Here is a 15,573-nt window from a genome sequence, read left to right as displayed (position 1 = left end):
TTGCGACTATTTTGTTACTTTGAAAAATAGTTTGTAGTTTTGTATCTGTAAAATGACCATATAGTAACAAAATAGAGTTTTATGACCACACAGAAATCGCATATCACACTTAAATACAAGGAGATAGATAACGGGAAGAAGTCTGCCTACCTTGACTATTACAAGGACGGCAAACGCATCCGCGAAGCCCTCCACCTCTATTTGTTACCCGAAACTTCCAAGAGGAATATCGCAGCAAACAAACGGACGATGAAGGAAGCCGAAGCTGCCCGTGCCGCCAAGGAAGATGAACTGCTTGCAGTACGATTCGGTATAGATACCAAAGAGCCGTCAACCATACGTATTGGAGAGGCCATTGACGAATACGAGAAATTCATCCTTGGCAAGGGCGATGTTTCCACAGCCAATAATATAAGGTGTATGAAAAAGGCTGTAAACGCTTACCGGGGATTGGACACGAAAGTGGTTGACATTGACGAAAACTATTGTGACGGCTTGGTTGACTTCCTGCATAAGGACTACACGGCACAATTCGGAAAAATCAGCATGACCACAGCAAGGGCGTTCATCTATCTTTTCAGCAGCACGCTCAACAAAGCGGTGGCCGATGGTATGATATGTGTAAACCCGCTCCGCTTCGTGAACATCCACGGTCGTATCACAAGGGAACGTCCGCTAAAAAAGTTTCTGACCGTTGATGAAATACGCTCTTTGATGAATACCCCATGCCCTGTAATGTCAAGGCCGCAAGTCAAACAGGCTTTCATGCTGAGCATCTTCACATACTTGTCTTCTGCCGATGTCCTCTCTCTCAAATGGAAAGACATTAAGACGGATGGAGACAGGGCAACCATCGAAGTACATTCAAGGAAGTCATCCATTCCCCTTACTTCCGTATCAATGCGCTGGCTACCCGAAACAACAAACCATCGAGGGCTTGTATTCAAAGGTCTGCCGAAAGGTACTGAAATCAGGAACATCCTGTTGAAATGGGGGAAGAACGCCGGAATAAAACAGCCATTGAGTTTCAGGCTTGCGCAAAATACCTTTATATATCTGTTGCTCACCACTGGCACCGACATCGGAACTATCAGTTGTATGCTTGGAATGACACCCAAGACGATGAAAGGATATATGAAAATGGTTGCCGCTACTCGCATTGAGAATAAGGGAGAAACCGTAGAAATCGAATAATCAACAAAAACATAACACCATGCCCAGACCGAAGAAAGTTATCAAGGCGAAAGAGCCTGTCCGCATCCGATTCAAGGAGTTGCAGAACGGAAACAAGTCCATCTACCTGGATATTTACCGCAATGGGAAGCGGACGTATGAGTTCCTTAAATTGTATATCGTGCCGGAGATTGACCCGGCAAGCCGCGCCATGAACCAACACAACATGGCCTTGGCGAACAAGATTAAGGCAGACCGTATCATAGAACTTACCAACAGCGAAAAGGGAGTTTCAAACGCCACATTGCGTGGGCGCATCAAGTTGTCTGAATTGCTCGACCTCTATGCAAGATGGCTGGAGGACAACGGTAAAAAATCTTCCATTCGTGGGGTCAATTCCATACGGAAAGCGACATTCCAATTCCGTGGCGATGTTCCCATCAGGATGCTTGACAAGGATTATTGCATGGCTTTTATGAATTTCCTACGGAACGATTACAAGGCACGGACGAACCGCACTATCTCCATGACCACCGCCACCGGGTATGTCACGGTGCTTAGTGCTATGCTGAATTGGGCAGTGCGGAATGACTATCTTTCAGAAAATCCGTTCACACATATTGCAGCCGCCGACCGCATCCACCGACCCGAAAGCAAGCGCGAGTTTCTGCAGATTGACGAACTGAAAAAGCTGATTGCAACGGAATGTCCCACCCGTCCAGCCGTGAAGCAGGCTTTCCTGTTCTCCTGTTATTGCGCCTTGCGCATCAGCGATGTTATCGGTCTGACATGGGGCGACATACACAAGGACGGCGACCAGTGGAGGGTGTTCACCGTAATGGAAAAGACCAACGACCCTATTTATCTTCCGTTATCCAAACAGGCGATGAAGTGGCTGCCGGAACGTGGCGATGCAAAGGACGAGGACAAGGTTTTCGACCTTCCGTCTGAAAGCCGTATCTGCATCATCCTTGACAAATGGGCGAAGGCGGCTGGCATAAACAAGCACGTGACCTACCATGTCAGCAGACACACTTTCGCGACCATGATGCTGACTTTGGATGTTGACATTTATACCACGAGCAAGCTGCTCGGCCATAAGAACATTTCCACCACGCAGATTTACGCGAAGATTATCGACCAAAAGAAAGACGAGGCTGTCAACCGCGTCAATGACATTTTCAAAGACTAATCCCTGTTGTATGCGATGAAACGATTGTCCGATAACTTTCTAACGATGCTATTGCCGCTTACGGTGGTAGCCGCAACCGCATTCGGGTTGGTAGCCGCCGTTGCTTTCCGTATGGAAGCAACCACGGCTGCATTTGTCTTTACCGCCTTGTCAATAGTCGGATGGATTGGGTTGGTTGTGGAATTTTTCCTTTTGTACGACATCATCATAGACAAGTGGCTTTCCAAAGACCGCTCTGTTTTGACCGCCTCTTGGTTTGTGGTTTCACTGTTGATTGCCTTCATCCTCACGCCTGACAAACACATGGACTGGAGTACGTTCATCGTCATGGCTTCACTCTTTGCCGTGCTTTTCCTGTTACCCTGCATCATTGGTATGGCTTACGGGGAACGGATAAAATCGTGGTTGCGTCAACGGTGGAACAGGTTTGTTCCCGGCAAGCGACAGGCTGTTGACAAACAAGTGGAGAAGCAAATTGGAGCTGTGATTTCAACACCTACACCGCCAGTTTCAATGAAGCAGGTAGATGAAATCCGGCACTACGACCATCTTATTTCACAAGTTCAGCCGGAAAAGATTAAGAAATTGCCCGAAGCGTTGCAGACCAACGATGCGCTGTTCTTGCTCGTGCTGTTCCGGGAGGACGGTTATTTGGGTGCGGACTTCCAACCGCTAATGAAAAAGGAAGATGACGAAATCAACCAGACACTCTATGCCTACATCGCCAATGCCTTGTGTGCCGCCCTCAAAATCAGAAAAGGCAAATGGGTAATCTTTGAAAAGTTCTGGCCGCTCAACAACGGCGCACAGTTGGCGAGCAACCTCAAAGCCGCCACCAAAGACAATCCGTCCGAACACCAAAGGCATATCGCCAAGTTGTTGCGCAAGGCCACGCGGCTGCGTCCGAGACTTGACACATACGACCTTGAAGAGTTCAAGAAACTCTGACCGCATACTTTCATAACCCACTTTTCTTGTTCCCGTCATTGCAAGCCGATGGCGGTTTTTTTTATGCCCGTCCGTGAACGCCCGCGTTTCTTTACGCACCGATGGCTTGCCTTGTATGGATGATTTAGGATTATGGAGTGTTTAGAGTTCCTTTATACATCGTTTTGGCCTCATTTATACTCGCATTTATAATCTGCAAAGTGTTGTCATAGTGTCATTTACATTGATTGCTCTTGAAATCTGCCGCCATACCTTTGCATTGTCGCCACGACAAGGGCGCAGTCGATTATCCATTAAAAATATACGCATATGACAGAGCAACGAAAACTTTTAAGCACCAAGGAGGCGGCCGAGTATTGCGGCTTCAAGCTGTCCTACTTCCGCAAGCTGATGATGCGCCGGGTTATCCCGATGTACAAGCCGTGCGGTAAGCTGTGTTTCTTCAAGAAAGAGGATTTGGACGCTTTCCTTACAGGTGTCCGTATCTCATCCCAAGAGGAAATCGCGGAAGAAGCTGACCGCTATCTTACAGGCAGGAAGTAAACAACCTTTTTATTCACATCAAAAACCAATGTAATTATGGAACAGATTAGAAACATGGAACAGGCCGGAGCAGTTTCGGTCGTTCCCACCGAGAAGAAGTACGAGAGTAGAAAACGTGAAGCAAGCGGAAAGGATGTGTTGGCCATCCGCTCGTTTCTGGAAAGCCTGAGCGTTTACGAGGCAGACGCATTGCGTGTGAGCATCGCCATCGCCGACGGCAAGACCACCGCAACAAACATTTCATCGGACGACCGCCTTGCGCTCAACCGCTATCTCAACAGCGGAAAGGACAACGAGCGGATGACTGCGGACAATGCGCAGGAACATCGTCTGAACCGTGCGTTCCAACTGCTGGAGCGTGTGGCTGAGTTTTGCGACAAGCGTCAGTTGGTCACGGTAAACAGGTCGTTGCTATCCATCGCCGTGGATGCGGCGGACATCAGTCGTGCCGTTTCCTCACTTGACAAGCGTCCTGCACCGGGACAACCGTTTTCTAACAGCACTGGCATCAATGGCGCAGGAAAGTGACCGTATGCTATGGAAAAATGCAAATGGTCGATGTAAAATCCAATAGGGGTATGGCTGCATCCCGTTCCTTTTCTTCCCTTATTTCGGGTTGGAACATATTTGGGAATGGGTGCTGCTTATCGGCAAAACAGTTTTCCGCTTACGCATTACGCAAAAGGATGAAGCCGTGCAGGGGTACAACAAAATACCTAACAGGTAAATCCGTGCATACACTTGTACGGCTTCATTCCACTCTTGCAACAGAAGCACCACATTTATATCACACTTATAACAACAAGATTTTATGGACAAGGAAAAATACAGTTTCTTGCGCCCGGCAGGAATTGAAACATTTGCTTTCATCTTTTCCGAGGGTGGTCTACAATGGCTGCACGGAACAACAACCGATGATGACGGCAGGGAAATCAGCAACTTCACATTGTTTGCCGACCTATTGGCAAGGATGGCTCTTGCGGACGGTACTGCCAAAGGTTTCCACCGACCGCTCACGCTTTCAGTCGGTCAGGCGCAGTATTCCGAAGAACAGCTATCAACCCAATGGTGCATGGGTAGGAAGCGCATACGCCGCCTGTTGGACGAACTGGCAAGGCTGGAACTCATAGACACCTGCCGTTCAAGGGTTGCATCCGTGATGACCTTTCCGTGCCTCCTGCAATGGATGGCAAAGGATGGCAGCGTAGTTTCCAACCCGTTCATCCACAAGCAAAGGGAAAGGATAGAACCGCTCTGAATGGCAATAAATGGGCTGACAGGCAGATTTTCCGCTTTCCCGTTGTTCCCCAATCTGCAAGCCGTCTGGCAAAGGTTTGCTAATCCAATGTCAAACGTAAGGGAGGAATGGCGTGGAGCGTCAGCGTTGAGTTACGAGATATGCCGAGGTATTACCGCCTTCGGACAGTAACACCCCGGCACTCTCGCAACACCCTTTCAGGCTGTTGTCCTTGCCGCTCGCAGGCTCGCACCATCCCTTTTGTAGATACCGTTTCACGACTATTTTAACGACATTAGTTATGGCAAATGATAAAGATACTTCCCAACGAAAAGCCAAGCAGGAGAAGCCCGTTATAAGGCGTGACAAGGTGGTTGTCACCAAGGTCACGGAACAGGAGCTTGCCCAAATCAAGAGTTCCGCCGGACAATGCGGCATGACGCGCAGCGACTTCATCCGTGCGAGAGCACTCGGCTACAAGCCACGGCAACGGCTCTCCGAAACGGAACTGGACGGATTGCGCCTGCTTGCGGCTTGCAGGACGGACATGGTGAACTTCGCCAACGCCCTGCACGGATTGACCGACAACGAGAAGATAAAACTTTTCCGGCACCAGCCGACCATGCTTGACTGGTACGAGAAAGTGGCGTATGTCACAGACCGTGTCACCGATTTCTTGCAGTCCGCACAGACGGCCAACAGCTATCCGGCAGGAACAACAGACGAAGAAGCAAAGGAGGACGGCGTATGATAGCCAAGGCAAAGGCCGTAGCCCACGGCATAAGGGCGATGCTCTATGTGTCGGGAGAATCAAGGAACAAGAAGCATCCCGAAAGGATTACCCGTATCTGTGACAACTTCATGCCGCAGGGTATGGATGCGTCGGGTATTTGGACGGAAATGAAGTTTGCCACGATGAACCACCCGAACATCAGGAACAATGCTATCCGAATAGAGATAAGCCCGGCGATGGAGCATACCGAAAACTTCACTTTGGACGATTGGCAGGAACTGTGGCGGGACTTCGCCGCCGCTTTCGACATTCAAGAAATCCGCGACAAGGACGGCAAAGTGGTTTCCGCGCAGACGAACATATCGGGCAGCAAGTCCTCCATATGGCTGCATGAGGAATCCAAGAGCGGCATACCGCACCTCCATGCCATTGTCAGCCGTGTGGACGAGAAAGGGAACATCAACAACGACCACGCCATACACCTCCGCGCACAACGGGCGGCGGAAATGATAGCACGGCAAAGGGGATGGACTACGGCACAGCACATACACGAGACCAACATTCCCAAAGTCAGTGCAGATTGCATGGAAGCCCTGCGCGAGCTTGACGAATGGTCATGGAATGGCTACCAAGAACGGCTTGCCGCCAAAGGTTATGACTTATATTTACGCAAGGATAAGAAAAATGTCATTCGTGGCTATGTGCTTCTCAAAGGCAACACGAAGTTCAAGGCATCGGAACTTGGGAAGGGGCGCAACCTGACCGCATCCCGCATCAGGCAGACATGGGAGAAACTGCATCAGGACAAGGCGCAACAAGTCCGCACTACTGCCAAACAGCCAGTTGTACCGACACAGAAAACGTCCGTTCCCAATGGTACAATGCAAAAGCCGCAGCCTGTTATACGGCAGAACAATCCGGTATTCGAGGACTACACATCCTACAAACCGAACTGTCAGCCCACGGAGTTTGAGCATGATGGCAAGACCTACAAGCGTTATCTTCCGGACGAGGTGCTGGACTTCTTCAACGATGAATTTGACTACCGGGAACTGGCCAACTGGCAAGCCCTGCAAAATCTTGCGATGGCTTACTTCACCCTTATAACCTCACCTTATGAGGTATCATCAGGCGGAGGTGGCGGCGGTTCGCAGTCAGACTTGAAATGGGGACGCGACCCGAAAGAAGATGAGATTGAGTTTGCCCGTAGATGTGCGCAAGCCGCTTCAAACAGAATCGGCAGACATCCAAAGGGCGGAATAAAACGGAAATGACAAACTTAAAAACAGCAATGCAATGAAACAACCCGATACGGCGGCTCTCCGTGAGAGGCTTGCCAATTATACACCCGAAGATGAGTTGGAACAGGACAAACAGGAACTTGACGGACTGCTTCAGGAAGTCAATTATCAGCTAATCGAGTTTCGCAATCTGATGAAAGAAATCAACGCACTCAAAGAAGAACTGCACGACATACACGGCAGCTTGAAGCATACTGTCCAACGGGAGCGGACAGCTTTTAATGCCTTGGTTGCGGCAAAGGACAGTGCGGACAATATCGTAAACGGCATCAACTGTGCCATTGTCAAGGCGGAACAACACACTGTCATCCGTGCCACAGTCTGCACCGAAGAACTGACGAAAGTGCATCAATGTACAGCCGACCACATCAAAGCCGAGAAGGAATTATTGGAGGAACATAGTAAAAAGTTAACCAAACACCTCCGTAATAACGAAGGCATTTGGCTTTCCAGTCGTTGGATCGTGTTCATGATAATCACACAGGCCATTTGTTTTCTCGTTATAGTGCTGTGGTCGTATTTGAAATAAGATGGAATTTGTCGTTTGCAAAGAATTTCGGTTGTTCGTAAAACAGTTTGGGTGCGCCATTTACATCATAATTATTTTTGTTCAGCAATAATGCAAAACAATAATAATTCAAATGTTTATGAAAACAAAGTATTTCAAGCGATTTGCACTTACAGACAGACTTGTATCAATCGAGGAGTTGCGTCATATCGCGCAAATGCAGGCTCGAATGGATGAATTGGTAAGGTACAGCCCAATACAACATCTATCAGACGGCTACAGTTTTTCAATGGATGAAGTCTGTGATACGGAAATTTCATTCTCTGACATTTTGTGGGCTGAAGGAATTAATGCAGAGCATTCTTCCCTGCACATGAAGAACGGAGAAACGATAGCATTGCCTTTTGGCACTCATGGATTGGAAATACTTCTTAGCGATTCCAAAGAACCACGTTTCTTGAAAATAAGCCGTGATGTGTTTCTTCCTGTGTCTATGATAAAGAAAGTCAGCAGAAAAGTTGTGTACTTAAAAGGGTGCAATATTTCATTCAAGGTAAGTGTTACTTATTTCCCGAATCTCTTTTACGGATTATATGAATACCTGACAGCAAGAATTGAAAAATGGTGTGTTCAAGATTATATCCGCTGGAAAGTTAAATAGACATATAAGCTGTGGGCAACACCAAATAGGTTCAGGAGGAAGATTTCCTCCTGAATTTATTCCTTTATATACCAACAATCTGCAGGCATGTAGATTTCATCTTGAATTTCTATTTGGGCTTTCGGCAAGCTATTTGAGTAATACCTCATTTCCATCATTGCTTCCTGGACAAAATGATTTCCAAAAATACTGTCACAATAAGCACAACCAAACGATGGATAAGATTTTCCAACAGTTTTGCTGAATCGAGGCTTTATTTTACCCATTTTGATTCCTAATTCCGGATGTGCGGTTATATATTGCTCAATGGACTTTATTATCAGTGGATTAAACTCCAATTCATCCATTGAAGCACTATTATATGGGACTGATATTCCGTTTGAAGAACGCAAGCGGTTGATGAAATACATTTGGTTTTCTTTATGGCATTTCCAACATTGCATATCAACAAAGCATACCTCAATATATTTGACCAGTATTCTTTGTGCGAACCTGATGTTTCCTTTTATCAATGACGGAATAAAAACGTCGAGTGCAATAACATTAGAATTAACAACGTCAAATTCAGAATTGAGAAACACTTGAATGACATCGGATTTTTCTGACAACTTGAAGCACGGCATATTATTGGGGAGAAAAACGCTATTTTTCGCAGGCATCAGTAGCCAGCATCCGCATATACGTTCCTCTCTCATGGCTTTATAAGTTTCTTCTACGTTACGAGGACTTTTGCATATATTAAAAGCTACTTTATAAGTGCCACAATTTACGACAATATCAGCACTCCATTTTTCGCTTTTGCACTTTGTGGCCACTTCAAGTTTTAGATTTCTTGAAATCGAAAGGATGGTTTCTATAATTTGTTCTTTTGTCATAGTCATGTCAATTAAAGGTCAACTAAATCTATTTTCTTCCCCAGAACAGCGGCGATTTTGGATAAAATGTCAATGCCAACGGAGTATTTGCCGTTCTCTATTCTACTAAGATTGGCAGCATCTATTCCTGCCAGTTTAGCCAAATCACGAGCTTCCATATTCCTTTCTTCTCTGATTTGTCGAATACGCCCACCTATTCTTACACGTTCTCCCTGTCTATCTCCTGAACTAATGCCAAGAAAAGCTACGCCACGAGCAAAAGATTCACGCCAGATATTATTAGTCATCTGTTCCTTGTCCTCTGAAAAGTTCTTATCAAAGATTGCCTCAATAAGATGCAATTCAAATTTTCGGGTTTCTTCACTTAGATATGCTCCAACTTGGCAAAGGACTTGAAAGACCTCACCATCTGGCGCAGTCACTTCCACCATTTTAGAATCCACAATCCGTGCTTTGGATTTGAATTCCGCGTTCATAAACCTTTTAAGTTCTTTATTCATCGTTTTAATGCCGTATTTTCAAGTGTTGCCGCCACTTCTAAAAAATTGACTCGATGCAAAGTTATAAAACAGTTTTCTAATTGGCAAATAATACAATTAAAATTTTGTCTATACACCAATCATTATAATCGCAATCGCATAAAAATATCAGGAGGGGAAATTTGGAAGTATTCCGTAAATCCCCCCCCCTGAATTTTTGGAATGCTTACAGATAGAGGTTTATCATCTGTTGCATATTAAATTACTTACATTTATATAGGTATTTTCGTTCTCCTAAGCTCATTACTGGATAAACATCATGTAAATCTATGTTTAGTGAATATCTTTCTTTAAGGTAATTCAAATCCGACAGTAATATATAGTAATCCGTGTGATGGTTTTTGTCCAGTTTATCATAAAGTCTAATATCGCATACATCAAAGTTGTCATCACATATATTTTGGTATAAAAGAATGTTCTCACAGATAAGTACACTCTTTGTAGAATTTGCCTGTATGTAATCACGAACTGTTTGTGCTTCATAAAATCGATCCCGATATTCAGTCTCAGACATTTTTAATCGAAGTGAGTAGGTATTAAATAATGAAATAGCCAATACAATGCAAGCTATTAGTTTTATTTGCCTAATGAACTTGCATCTCAAAGATATAAATACAAGTGGTATTAAGTAGAAAAAATTATTGATATATCTATAAGTTTCAAATGAGGAGACCTGTTTTTCTTGAATAAAAAAGTACCCTCTATAATGTGCAGTATATAATATAAGATACGCACAAAATAAAATGAGTGGAAATGCAATACTTTTTGTTATTCTTTTGTAACGTATATAGAAATATACAATCCATGCAATTGTAATTATAAGAACTAAAGTGAATGCCTCAAAACCAAACATTGCTTTGATAAAAGCAGGCAGTAAGATGGCCATATAGCGAGTTGAAAAAGTAGCATTTTCTATATCTTTAGATTCAATTGTTTCTATATTAAAGACATTCTGAATACACATAAAATATATACATAGGATAAATAAGAATGGAATATATTTCAGTAACTCTGTAATGTGATTTTTGATATTACATCTGTATTTCAAAAATGTCAAATAAATAAATTCAATAGCAGGTAAAGACAATAATGCCAAATTTTCCCTTTTACACATAATAGCTACAAGAAATGAAATGAGGCATAAAATATAGTTATATACTCCTTTCTCTCTAAAATAAGTATATACGAATATCAGACAAATGAAACTTGAAAATATTTCAGATAAAAAGCAGGTTGCAAACAAATTTATTATAGGAGCGCAGCAATAAATAATAGGAGGTATAAACCAAAATTTCTGTTCCTTAGAGAATACTGACAATATGAGTAAAACGAAAAATGCGATGATTGTATTTGCTAAACTCAAAATTGTTGGAGACCATCCCAATACTTTGGTAAAAAGAGATAAATATGTTGGGTACATTATAAAATGACCGCCGTAAGTTGAGGTTAGTAAAGGTTCGGTAAGACTTCCAACTGAAACAGCGTCAATTAAAAAAGAAGTTGGAAATATATCATATGAAAATTGCCTTGCACAAAAACTAAAAACATAAGCATCCTCATATTCTAATCCATAAAAGAATATGCCATAATTATATTTGAATACAAGAGTGAGAACCAAACATAACAATATACGTCTAAAAGGATGCTTTATAGACTTATAATCTCTTATAATTTCATGAAAAAATAGGAGGAATAAAAATACAATCAGAACTACGCATATATAATACTGCTCCATATTATTTCCCTTTCAATAATTGCTTTATTGTATAATGACTATTATCGCAAATCGACGATAATCAGCAAGAAATGCAATAATAAACTATCGCAAAATATTATTTTATCGTTCTTAGGAAGCTAGCGCTATTCTTATTAATGAAGCAAAGAACATACTTATAACTGTACTTGCTGCAACGTCTGTAATAAATGGACAGATGACACTCGGTGCAATGAGTACATAATAGGGCAATTAAATTCTCCCATTGAACAGTTTATGTCTTTAATATACTCCTTACAAGATGTAAAAATTTCTCTTGAACGAATCAACGAAATTCATGAAAGTAAAGATGAAGAGTCACAAATGTATCAGGCGAAAAAAATTGACTTTGAGAAATCTATTCGAATAGAAAATATAGATTTTAAGTATGATCCCTTATTCTTTATATAGACAAAATTATTTAACCAGTTCAGAAATTATAGACCATTTATCCAACTTCTCCTCAAAAATAAGGCTACAGGTATTGGATGTTGAAGAAAGCAATATAATTTTCCAGTTTATGAAAAGCGTTATACAAAGAGGTTTATTCTTTCCCTTATACTCCCAATACTATATTTGCATCAATATTCAACTTCCGACTTATTTCTCTCGCAACTTTCAAGGTTGGCTCACACTTCCCGGAAATATAATCACTGAGACGTGAAGGGCTGACACCTACTAATTTTGCAAGTGACTTCTGATTCAACCCCATTTCATACATACGAAGCTTAAGAACATCAACAAGTGAAGGTTCTCCTAAAGAAAAATGTTCTTCGGAATAATCGGCAACTAAATTAGACAGAAGTCCTAATTCTATGCTGTTTGGGTCATTCAAAGGAGTATCATCTTTCACCAATGGAAGAAGTTCCTCCACTCTTTTCACTGCCCATTCATACTGGGTTTGATTTTCTATCTTTGTCATAATCCTAAATATTAGAGCAATCTATTTTATCATATTCTTTATGAGTACCAATAAAGCGAATATACACAAACTGAATGGTGAATTTAATCACTACTACCAAGCGATAGTTGTTACCTTTGATATTGAAAACATAACGTTGATTACCTACATTATCAACGCTATTAAACGTTTTCTTAATATCGGCAAAACAAGTCCATTTGCTTCTTTTCACAATAGTAGTCCATTCTTGCAAAGCAACCCTTGAATCAGGATGATTCTCTGCATATTCTTTTAATGCTTGTTCGGTAAATATTCTCATTGGTTACTCAATTATCCAAGGACAAAGATATATGATATAATTCTATAATTCAAAATAATATTCTAATATTTATAATTTGAGGTGCAAAAAAAATAGCGGCCACTCCGAGAAATCACCGCTAATTATTCTATTTCTCTTGTTACAAAATTATAAGCCTCATAATCTTTTGGGCTAAGAAGCTGATTACAAAAAAGGAGACAGTACTTCATTATCCAGCTTCCTTATTCTATTATTAATCGTAATACCTGAATCAACTCTTTTCTATTCTGACACTCACCAATTTCTGTATTCCCATTATGATCCATACAGATACGACAAAAGGGGCGGTCAGAGTGGTAATCCCCAAGTTCATCCCTATAATCTGTAAGATAACGGACAGCAAGACTGAGCATGAAGCCCATACAAGACTTTTCAGAGTTCTATCTCCTAGCGCAATGGCACACAATACACAGTTATAGCCCATCAAGCCCATATTCACCGTATCAGCATCTATTCCTAGCAAGATAGCCAAAGGGATAGGGAGAAGTACTCCAATTACAGTATAGAAAGCAGCAGTCCGCGAATTTACAAGAATACCGACAAGAAAGAACAGGCCGGTCCAGATATTCCCTTGAAACATTACCTGACCGATGCTAAAACAGAGGGTCTGAAAGTAATTAATCCTTTGTGTAGTATCATTAACCGCATCAGAAACCAACAGAATATCAGGCATTATCCAGGCGCAAAGTCCCAATAATCCCCATACAGAAAGGATAAAGGGTGCTGTAAATCCGGGAAGTGAGCTTTGCAGGTTGAAAAGTCGTGATATCCAGGTTGAAATACATGAAGCCACTGCCATCAATAATAAGGAACCAATCGACAACTCCATGAAAACTCCGACTGCTATTCCCACCAATGTACCGTTAAAACCATACAGACCGTTCTTTATATCATCACGTCCATAACCGGAGAAATAAGCTGTCAATGTACTTATTATATTACCACCCAAAGCCAATATTCCCATTTCCCATGAATTCAGGAATATCCCGATCAGCATCAACAGACCGGACAACGCATTATTCTGGAACATCACTTGCCCTATTCCACGACCCAAAACAAGCAATGAGTTATCCACCGAAACTATTTTCATAGATCAATTAATCAATCTAAAGAAAAGTCTTTGGATGGTTTGAAATGGGGAATATCATGGGCCGGAACAATTATGGTAGTATTCTTTGCAATATTCCGGGCCACTTTCTCAGCACGGTGTTTCAATGTAAAGGAACCGAACCCTCTCAGGTATACATTTTCTCCGTTGACCAGTGACTTTTTAACACTCTCCATGAATCCTTCCACTATCTGAAGTACTTCTTTTCTGTCTGTTCCCGTTTTCAGGGAGATCTCATTTACAATTTCTGCTTTTGTCATAATCAAGTTCTACATTAAAAGGGATTGCAAAGATACTGAATTTCATCCAATACCAGAAAATATCCGGATATGATAAGGGTTTTACTTACTCTATTCTGAATTCTGCCACCATAAACCATTTTTCTTTAGAATCATAAAAACCTATTTCCTTATATACCCTATAGTTTCCAGGTCTGTTATCATTAAAAAGAGGATAAAGACTTGCTGTAAATTGATATTTTTCCCCTTGTCCAACTCCAATGCCTATATCAGTCCAAGCATTGTTGCCATTCAGTAACAGCCATTGATTGCCTTCTTTACGTGCCACCATATAATCTTCTCCAAAGAACAGGACTTTGGAATTATTATTATTCAGACTCACCGACACATTTTTCGTGCCTACCGGATAAACAGCTCTGTCTGCTTTCATAGATATTTGCAGAGTATCCAAGAATGCAGGTGCTGTAAAAGGTGTTGCCGATTGAATTCTTCCATGATTGACAGCCGAATAACTAACAACTTTTCGCCTGAACATTTCCTGAAAATACAGTGAATTGTTCATTAATGATACTCCAATAGTATCATTGTCATAAATACTTGTACTTTGAATGTTTTGTGCTGTAGTATCTTTTTCATCATTCATTCTGTCCATCCAATAATCATCAATCCGTTTTCTGATTTGTTCAACTCCTTTCGTATCCACCATTTCAAATTCAGCATAAGCCACTTTCGTATTCCTATTGAAGGATTTGTAAACACGATATTTCCCTGGACGATTGGGCACTTCAGAAGTATAAAGCCTGATTGTCTGCTCATGAGTGGGATAGTCCAATGGAAATATCCATAAAACATCATTCCTGATTGGGTTGGTCGGTAGTGCTTCCCATTTTTTCAGCCTTTCATTGTAATAGGTAAGACTGTAATCTTCACCACAGCCATATTCATAACGGGAGTGGTTGGTTATGAATACTTTTACTTCTGTTGTCGATAACGGATAATAGTCATATTCAGCACGCATTGAAAGGAAAACAGGGCTTATGGCTTCTCCTCGAGGAATATCCCGTGGTATAGGACTCAACACTATATTTGCAGTCCGTCCGAGAGAATCCTCTTTTATCGGAATGATTTCAGGGCCGAATGTGATATCCGACATTATATTGAATTCCAACAGTGGGGAAGCAAAAACGTTCTTCTTGAATGCCGATTTAAAAACCTCAAAAGAATCTTCCGGTATATCCAGGAAGTCAATGGTTACTTTGTCTTTGGTCAGACCTGCTCCTGAACAATGAAAGCGTTGTTGCAGGATGGTATCGGATTTAATAATGCTGTCCACATACCGATGTAAAGCACATAGTTCCTTTTGCAAACGAATGCTGTCTGTTTTATCTCCCTGTCCTTTCCTGGAAGAACCGGAATGGCAAGAGCAAAATAGTATCAATGATATAAAGAGTAAATATTTCATCGTTATCTTCCATTGGGTTAATATCACATCGCCTTATCAAGT

19 protein-coding genes and 1 pseudogene are annotated in these 15,573 nt (G+C 42.1%); 11 read left to right on the top strand and 9 right to left on the bottom strand.

The genetic code is table 11. The annotated features are described in order from the left end of the window. Positions 1-81: 81 nt before the first annotated feature. The 6 genes from AB5903_RS03480 (at position 82) to AB5903_RS03455 (ending at position 5,114) form a co-directional block, all read left to right on the top strand. On the top strand, positions 82-1,194 hold the full coding sequence (locus AB5903_RS03480) for a site-specific integrase (RefSeq protein WP_007843101.1): 1,113 nt from the start codon (positions 82-84) through the stop codon (positions 1,192-1,194). Positions 1,195-1,213: 19 nt separating this feature from the next. After that, positions 1,214-2,365 carry a site-specific integrase gene (locus tag AB5903_RS03475; protein ID WP_007843103.1) on the top strand — a complete coding sequence of 384 codons (1,152 nt, stop codon included), beginning with the start codon at positions 1,214-1,216 and terminating at the stop codon, positions 2,363-2,365. 15 nt (positions 2,366-2,380) lie between these two features. Next, positions 2,381-3,313 carry a hypothetical protein gene (locus AB5903_RS03470; protein ID WP_007843104.1) on the top strand — a complete coding sequence of 311 codons (933 nt, stop codon included), beginning with the start codon at positions 2,381-2,383 and terminating at the stop codon, positions 3,311-3,313. A gap of 309 nt (positions 3,314-3,622) precedes the next feature. Further along, positions 3,623-3,856 carry an excisionase family DNA-binding protein gene (locus tag AB5903_RS03465; RefSeq protein WP_032948138.1) on the top strand — a complete coding sequence of 78 codons (234 nt, stop codon included), beginning with the start codon at positions 3,623-3,625 and terminating at the stop codon, positions 3,854-3,856. 36 nt (positions 3,857-3,892) lie between these two features. After that, a complete protein-coding gene (locus AB5903_RS03460) occupies positions 3,893-4,384 on the top strand; it encodes a hypothetical protein (protein WP_270593262.1) in 492 nt (163 codons plus the stop codon). A gap of 283 nt (positions 4,385-4,667) precedes the next feature. Continuing rightward, complete coding sequence (locus tag AB5903_RS03455) at positions 4,668-5,114, top strand: hypothetical protein (RefSeq protein ID WP_258885749.1); 447 nt, start codon at positions 4,668-4,670, stop codon at positions 5,112-5,114. A gap of 120 nt (positions 5,115-5,234) precedes the next feature. Here AB5903_RS03455 and AB5903_RS03450 read toward each other — a convergent pair whose 3' ends face one another. Continuing rightward, on the bottom strand, positions 5,235-5,372 hold the full coding sequence (locus AB5903_RS03450; protein ID WP_281695827.1) for a hypothetical protein: 138 nt from the start codon (positions 5,370-5,372) through the stop codon (positions 5,235-5,237). A gap of 22 nt (positions 5,373-5,394) precedes the next feature. Between AB5903_RS03450 and AB5903_RS03445 the strand changes: the two genes are divergently transcribed. The 4 genes from AB5903_RS03445 (at position 5,395) to AB5903_RS03430 (ending at position 8,296) form a co-directional block, all read left to right on the top strand. Next, entirely contained in the window at positions 5,395-5,844 is a 450-nt protein-coding gene (locus tag AB5903_RS03445) for a hypothetical protein (RefSeq protein ID WP_007843116.1), read from the top strand. Beyond that, the gene (locus tag AB5903_RS03440; protein ID WP_007843118.1) at positions 5,841-7,100 is read left to right on the top strand and encodes a hypothetical protein; all 1,260 of its coding nucleotides are present in this window, start codon (positions 5,841-5,843) and stop codon (positions 7,098-7,100) included. Before AB5903_RS03445 ends, AB5903_RS03440 begins: the two co-directional genes overlap by 4 nt. 22 nt (positions 7,101-7,122) lie before the next feature. Continuing rightward, positions 7,123-7,656 carry a hypothetical protein gene (locus AB5903_RS03435; RefSeq protein ID WP_007843120.1) on the top strand — a complete coding sequence of 178 codons (534 nt, stop codon included), beginning with the start codon at positions 7,123-7,125 and terminating at the stop codon, positions 7,654-7,656. A gap of 118 nt (positions 7,657-7,774) precedes the next feature. Beyond that, on the top strand, positions 7,775-8,296 hold the full coding sequence (locus tag AB5903_RS03430; protein ID WP_007843122.1) for a hypothetical protein: 522 nt from the start codon (positions 7,775-7,777) through the stop codon (positions 8,294-8,296). 56 nt (positions 8,297-8,352) lie between these two features. Here the strand turns inward: AB5903_RS03430 and AB5903_RS03425 are convergent, their stop codons facing one another. The 3 genes from AB5903_RS03425 to AB5903_RS03415 all read right to left on the bottom strand — a co-directional run bounded on the left by AB5903_RS03425 (position 8,353) and on the right by AB5903_RS03415 (position 11,445). After that, a complete protein-coding gene (locus tag AB5903_RS03425) occupies positions 8,353-9,171 on the bottom strand; it encodes a hypothetical protein (protein ID WP_007843124.1) in 819 nt (272 codons plus the stop codon). 11 nt (positions 9,172-9,182) lie between these two features. Next, positions 9,183-9,671, bottom strand: a complete 489-nt coding sequence (locus AB5903_RS03420) for a helix-turn-helix domain-containing protein (protein WP_130054151.1) — start codon at positions 9,669-9,671, stop codon at positions 9,183-9,185. Between the two features lie 241 nt (positions 9,672-9,912). Beyond that, positions 9,913-11,445: a hypothetical protein gene (locus AB5903_RS03415; RefSeq protein WP_007843127.1), complete on the bottom strand. Its 1,533-nt coding sequence runs from the start codon at positions 11,443-11,445 to the stop codon at positions 9,913-9,915. A 106-nt stretch (positions 11,446-11,551) separates the two neighbouring features. On the opposite strand from AB5903_RS03415, the pseudogene AB5903_RS03410 reads away from it, so the two are divergent. After that, positions 11,552-11,859, top strand: a pseudogene (locus AB5903_RS03410) (peptidase domain-containing ABC transporter); the annotation flags it as partial. Between the two features lie 160 nt (positions 11,860-12,019). On the opposite strand, the gene AB5903_RS03405 reads toward AB5903_RS03410, so the two are convergent. From AB5903_RS03405 to AB5903_RS03385, 5 genes are all read right to left on the bottom strand, one after another. Then, the gene (locus AB5903_RS03405) at positions 12,020-12,385 is read right to left on the bottom strand and encodes a type II toxin-antitoxin system HigA family antitoxin (protein WP_272709943.1); all 366 of its coding nucleotides are present in this window, start codon (positions 12,383-12,385) and stop codon (positions 12,020-12,022) included. Between the two features lie 4 nt (positions 12,386-12,389). Further along, positions 12,390-12,683, bottom strand: a complete 294-nt coding sequence (locus tag AB5903_RS03400) for a type II toxin-antitoxin system HigB family toxin (RefSeq protein WP_272709942.1) — start codon at positions 12,681-12,683, stop codon at positions 12,390-12,392. A gap of 250 nt (positions 12,684-12,933) precedes the next feature. After that, positions 12,934-13,812 carry an urea transporter gene (locus AB5903_RS03395; protein WP_272709941.1) on the bottom strand — a complete coding sequence of 293 codons (879 nt, stop codon included), beginning with the start codon at positions 13,810-13,812 and terminating at the stop codon, positions 12,934-12,936. A gap of 11 nt (positions 13,813-13,823) precedes the next feature. After that, positions 13,824-14,090: an HU family DNA-binding protein gene (locus AB5903_RS03390; RefSeq protein WP_272709940.1), complete on the bottom strand. Its 267-nt coding sequence runs from the start codon at positions 14,088-14,090 to the stop codon at positions 13,824-13,826. Between the two features lie 85 nt (positions 14,091-14,175). Then, a complete protein-coding gene (locus tag AB5903_RS03385; protein WP_272709939.1) occupies positions 14,176-15,531 on the bottom strand; it encodes an immunoglobulin-like domain-containing protein in 1,356 nt (451 codons plus the stop codon). Positions 15,532-15,573 lie beyond the last annotated feature (42 nt).

Origin of the sequence: Bacteroides sp. 2201st1_D9_2201SCRN_220225 (genome assembly GCF_040928965.1) — a bacterium.
Lineage (GTDB): Bacteria > Bacteroidota > Bacteroidia > Bacteroidales > Bacteroidaceae > Bacteroides > Bacteroides stercoris.
This window is presented reverse-complemented; position numbering and strand designations above follow the sequence as displayed.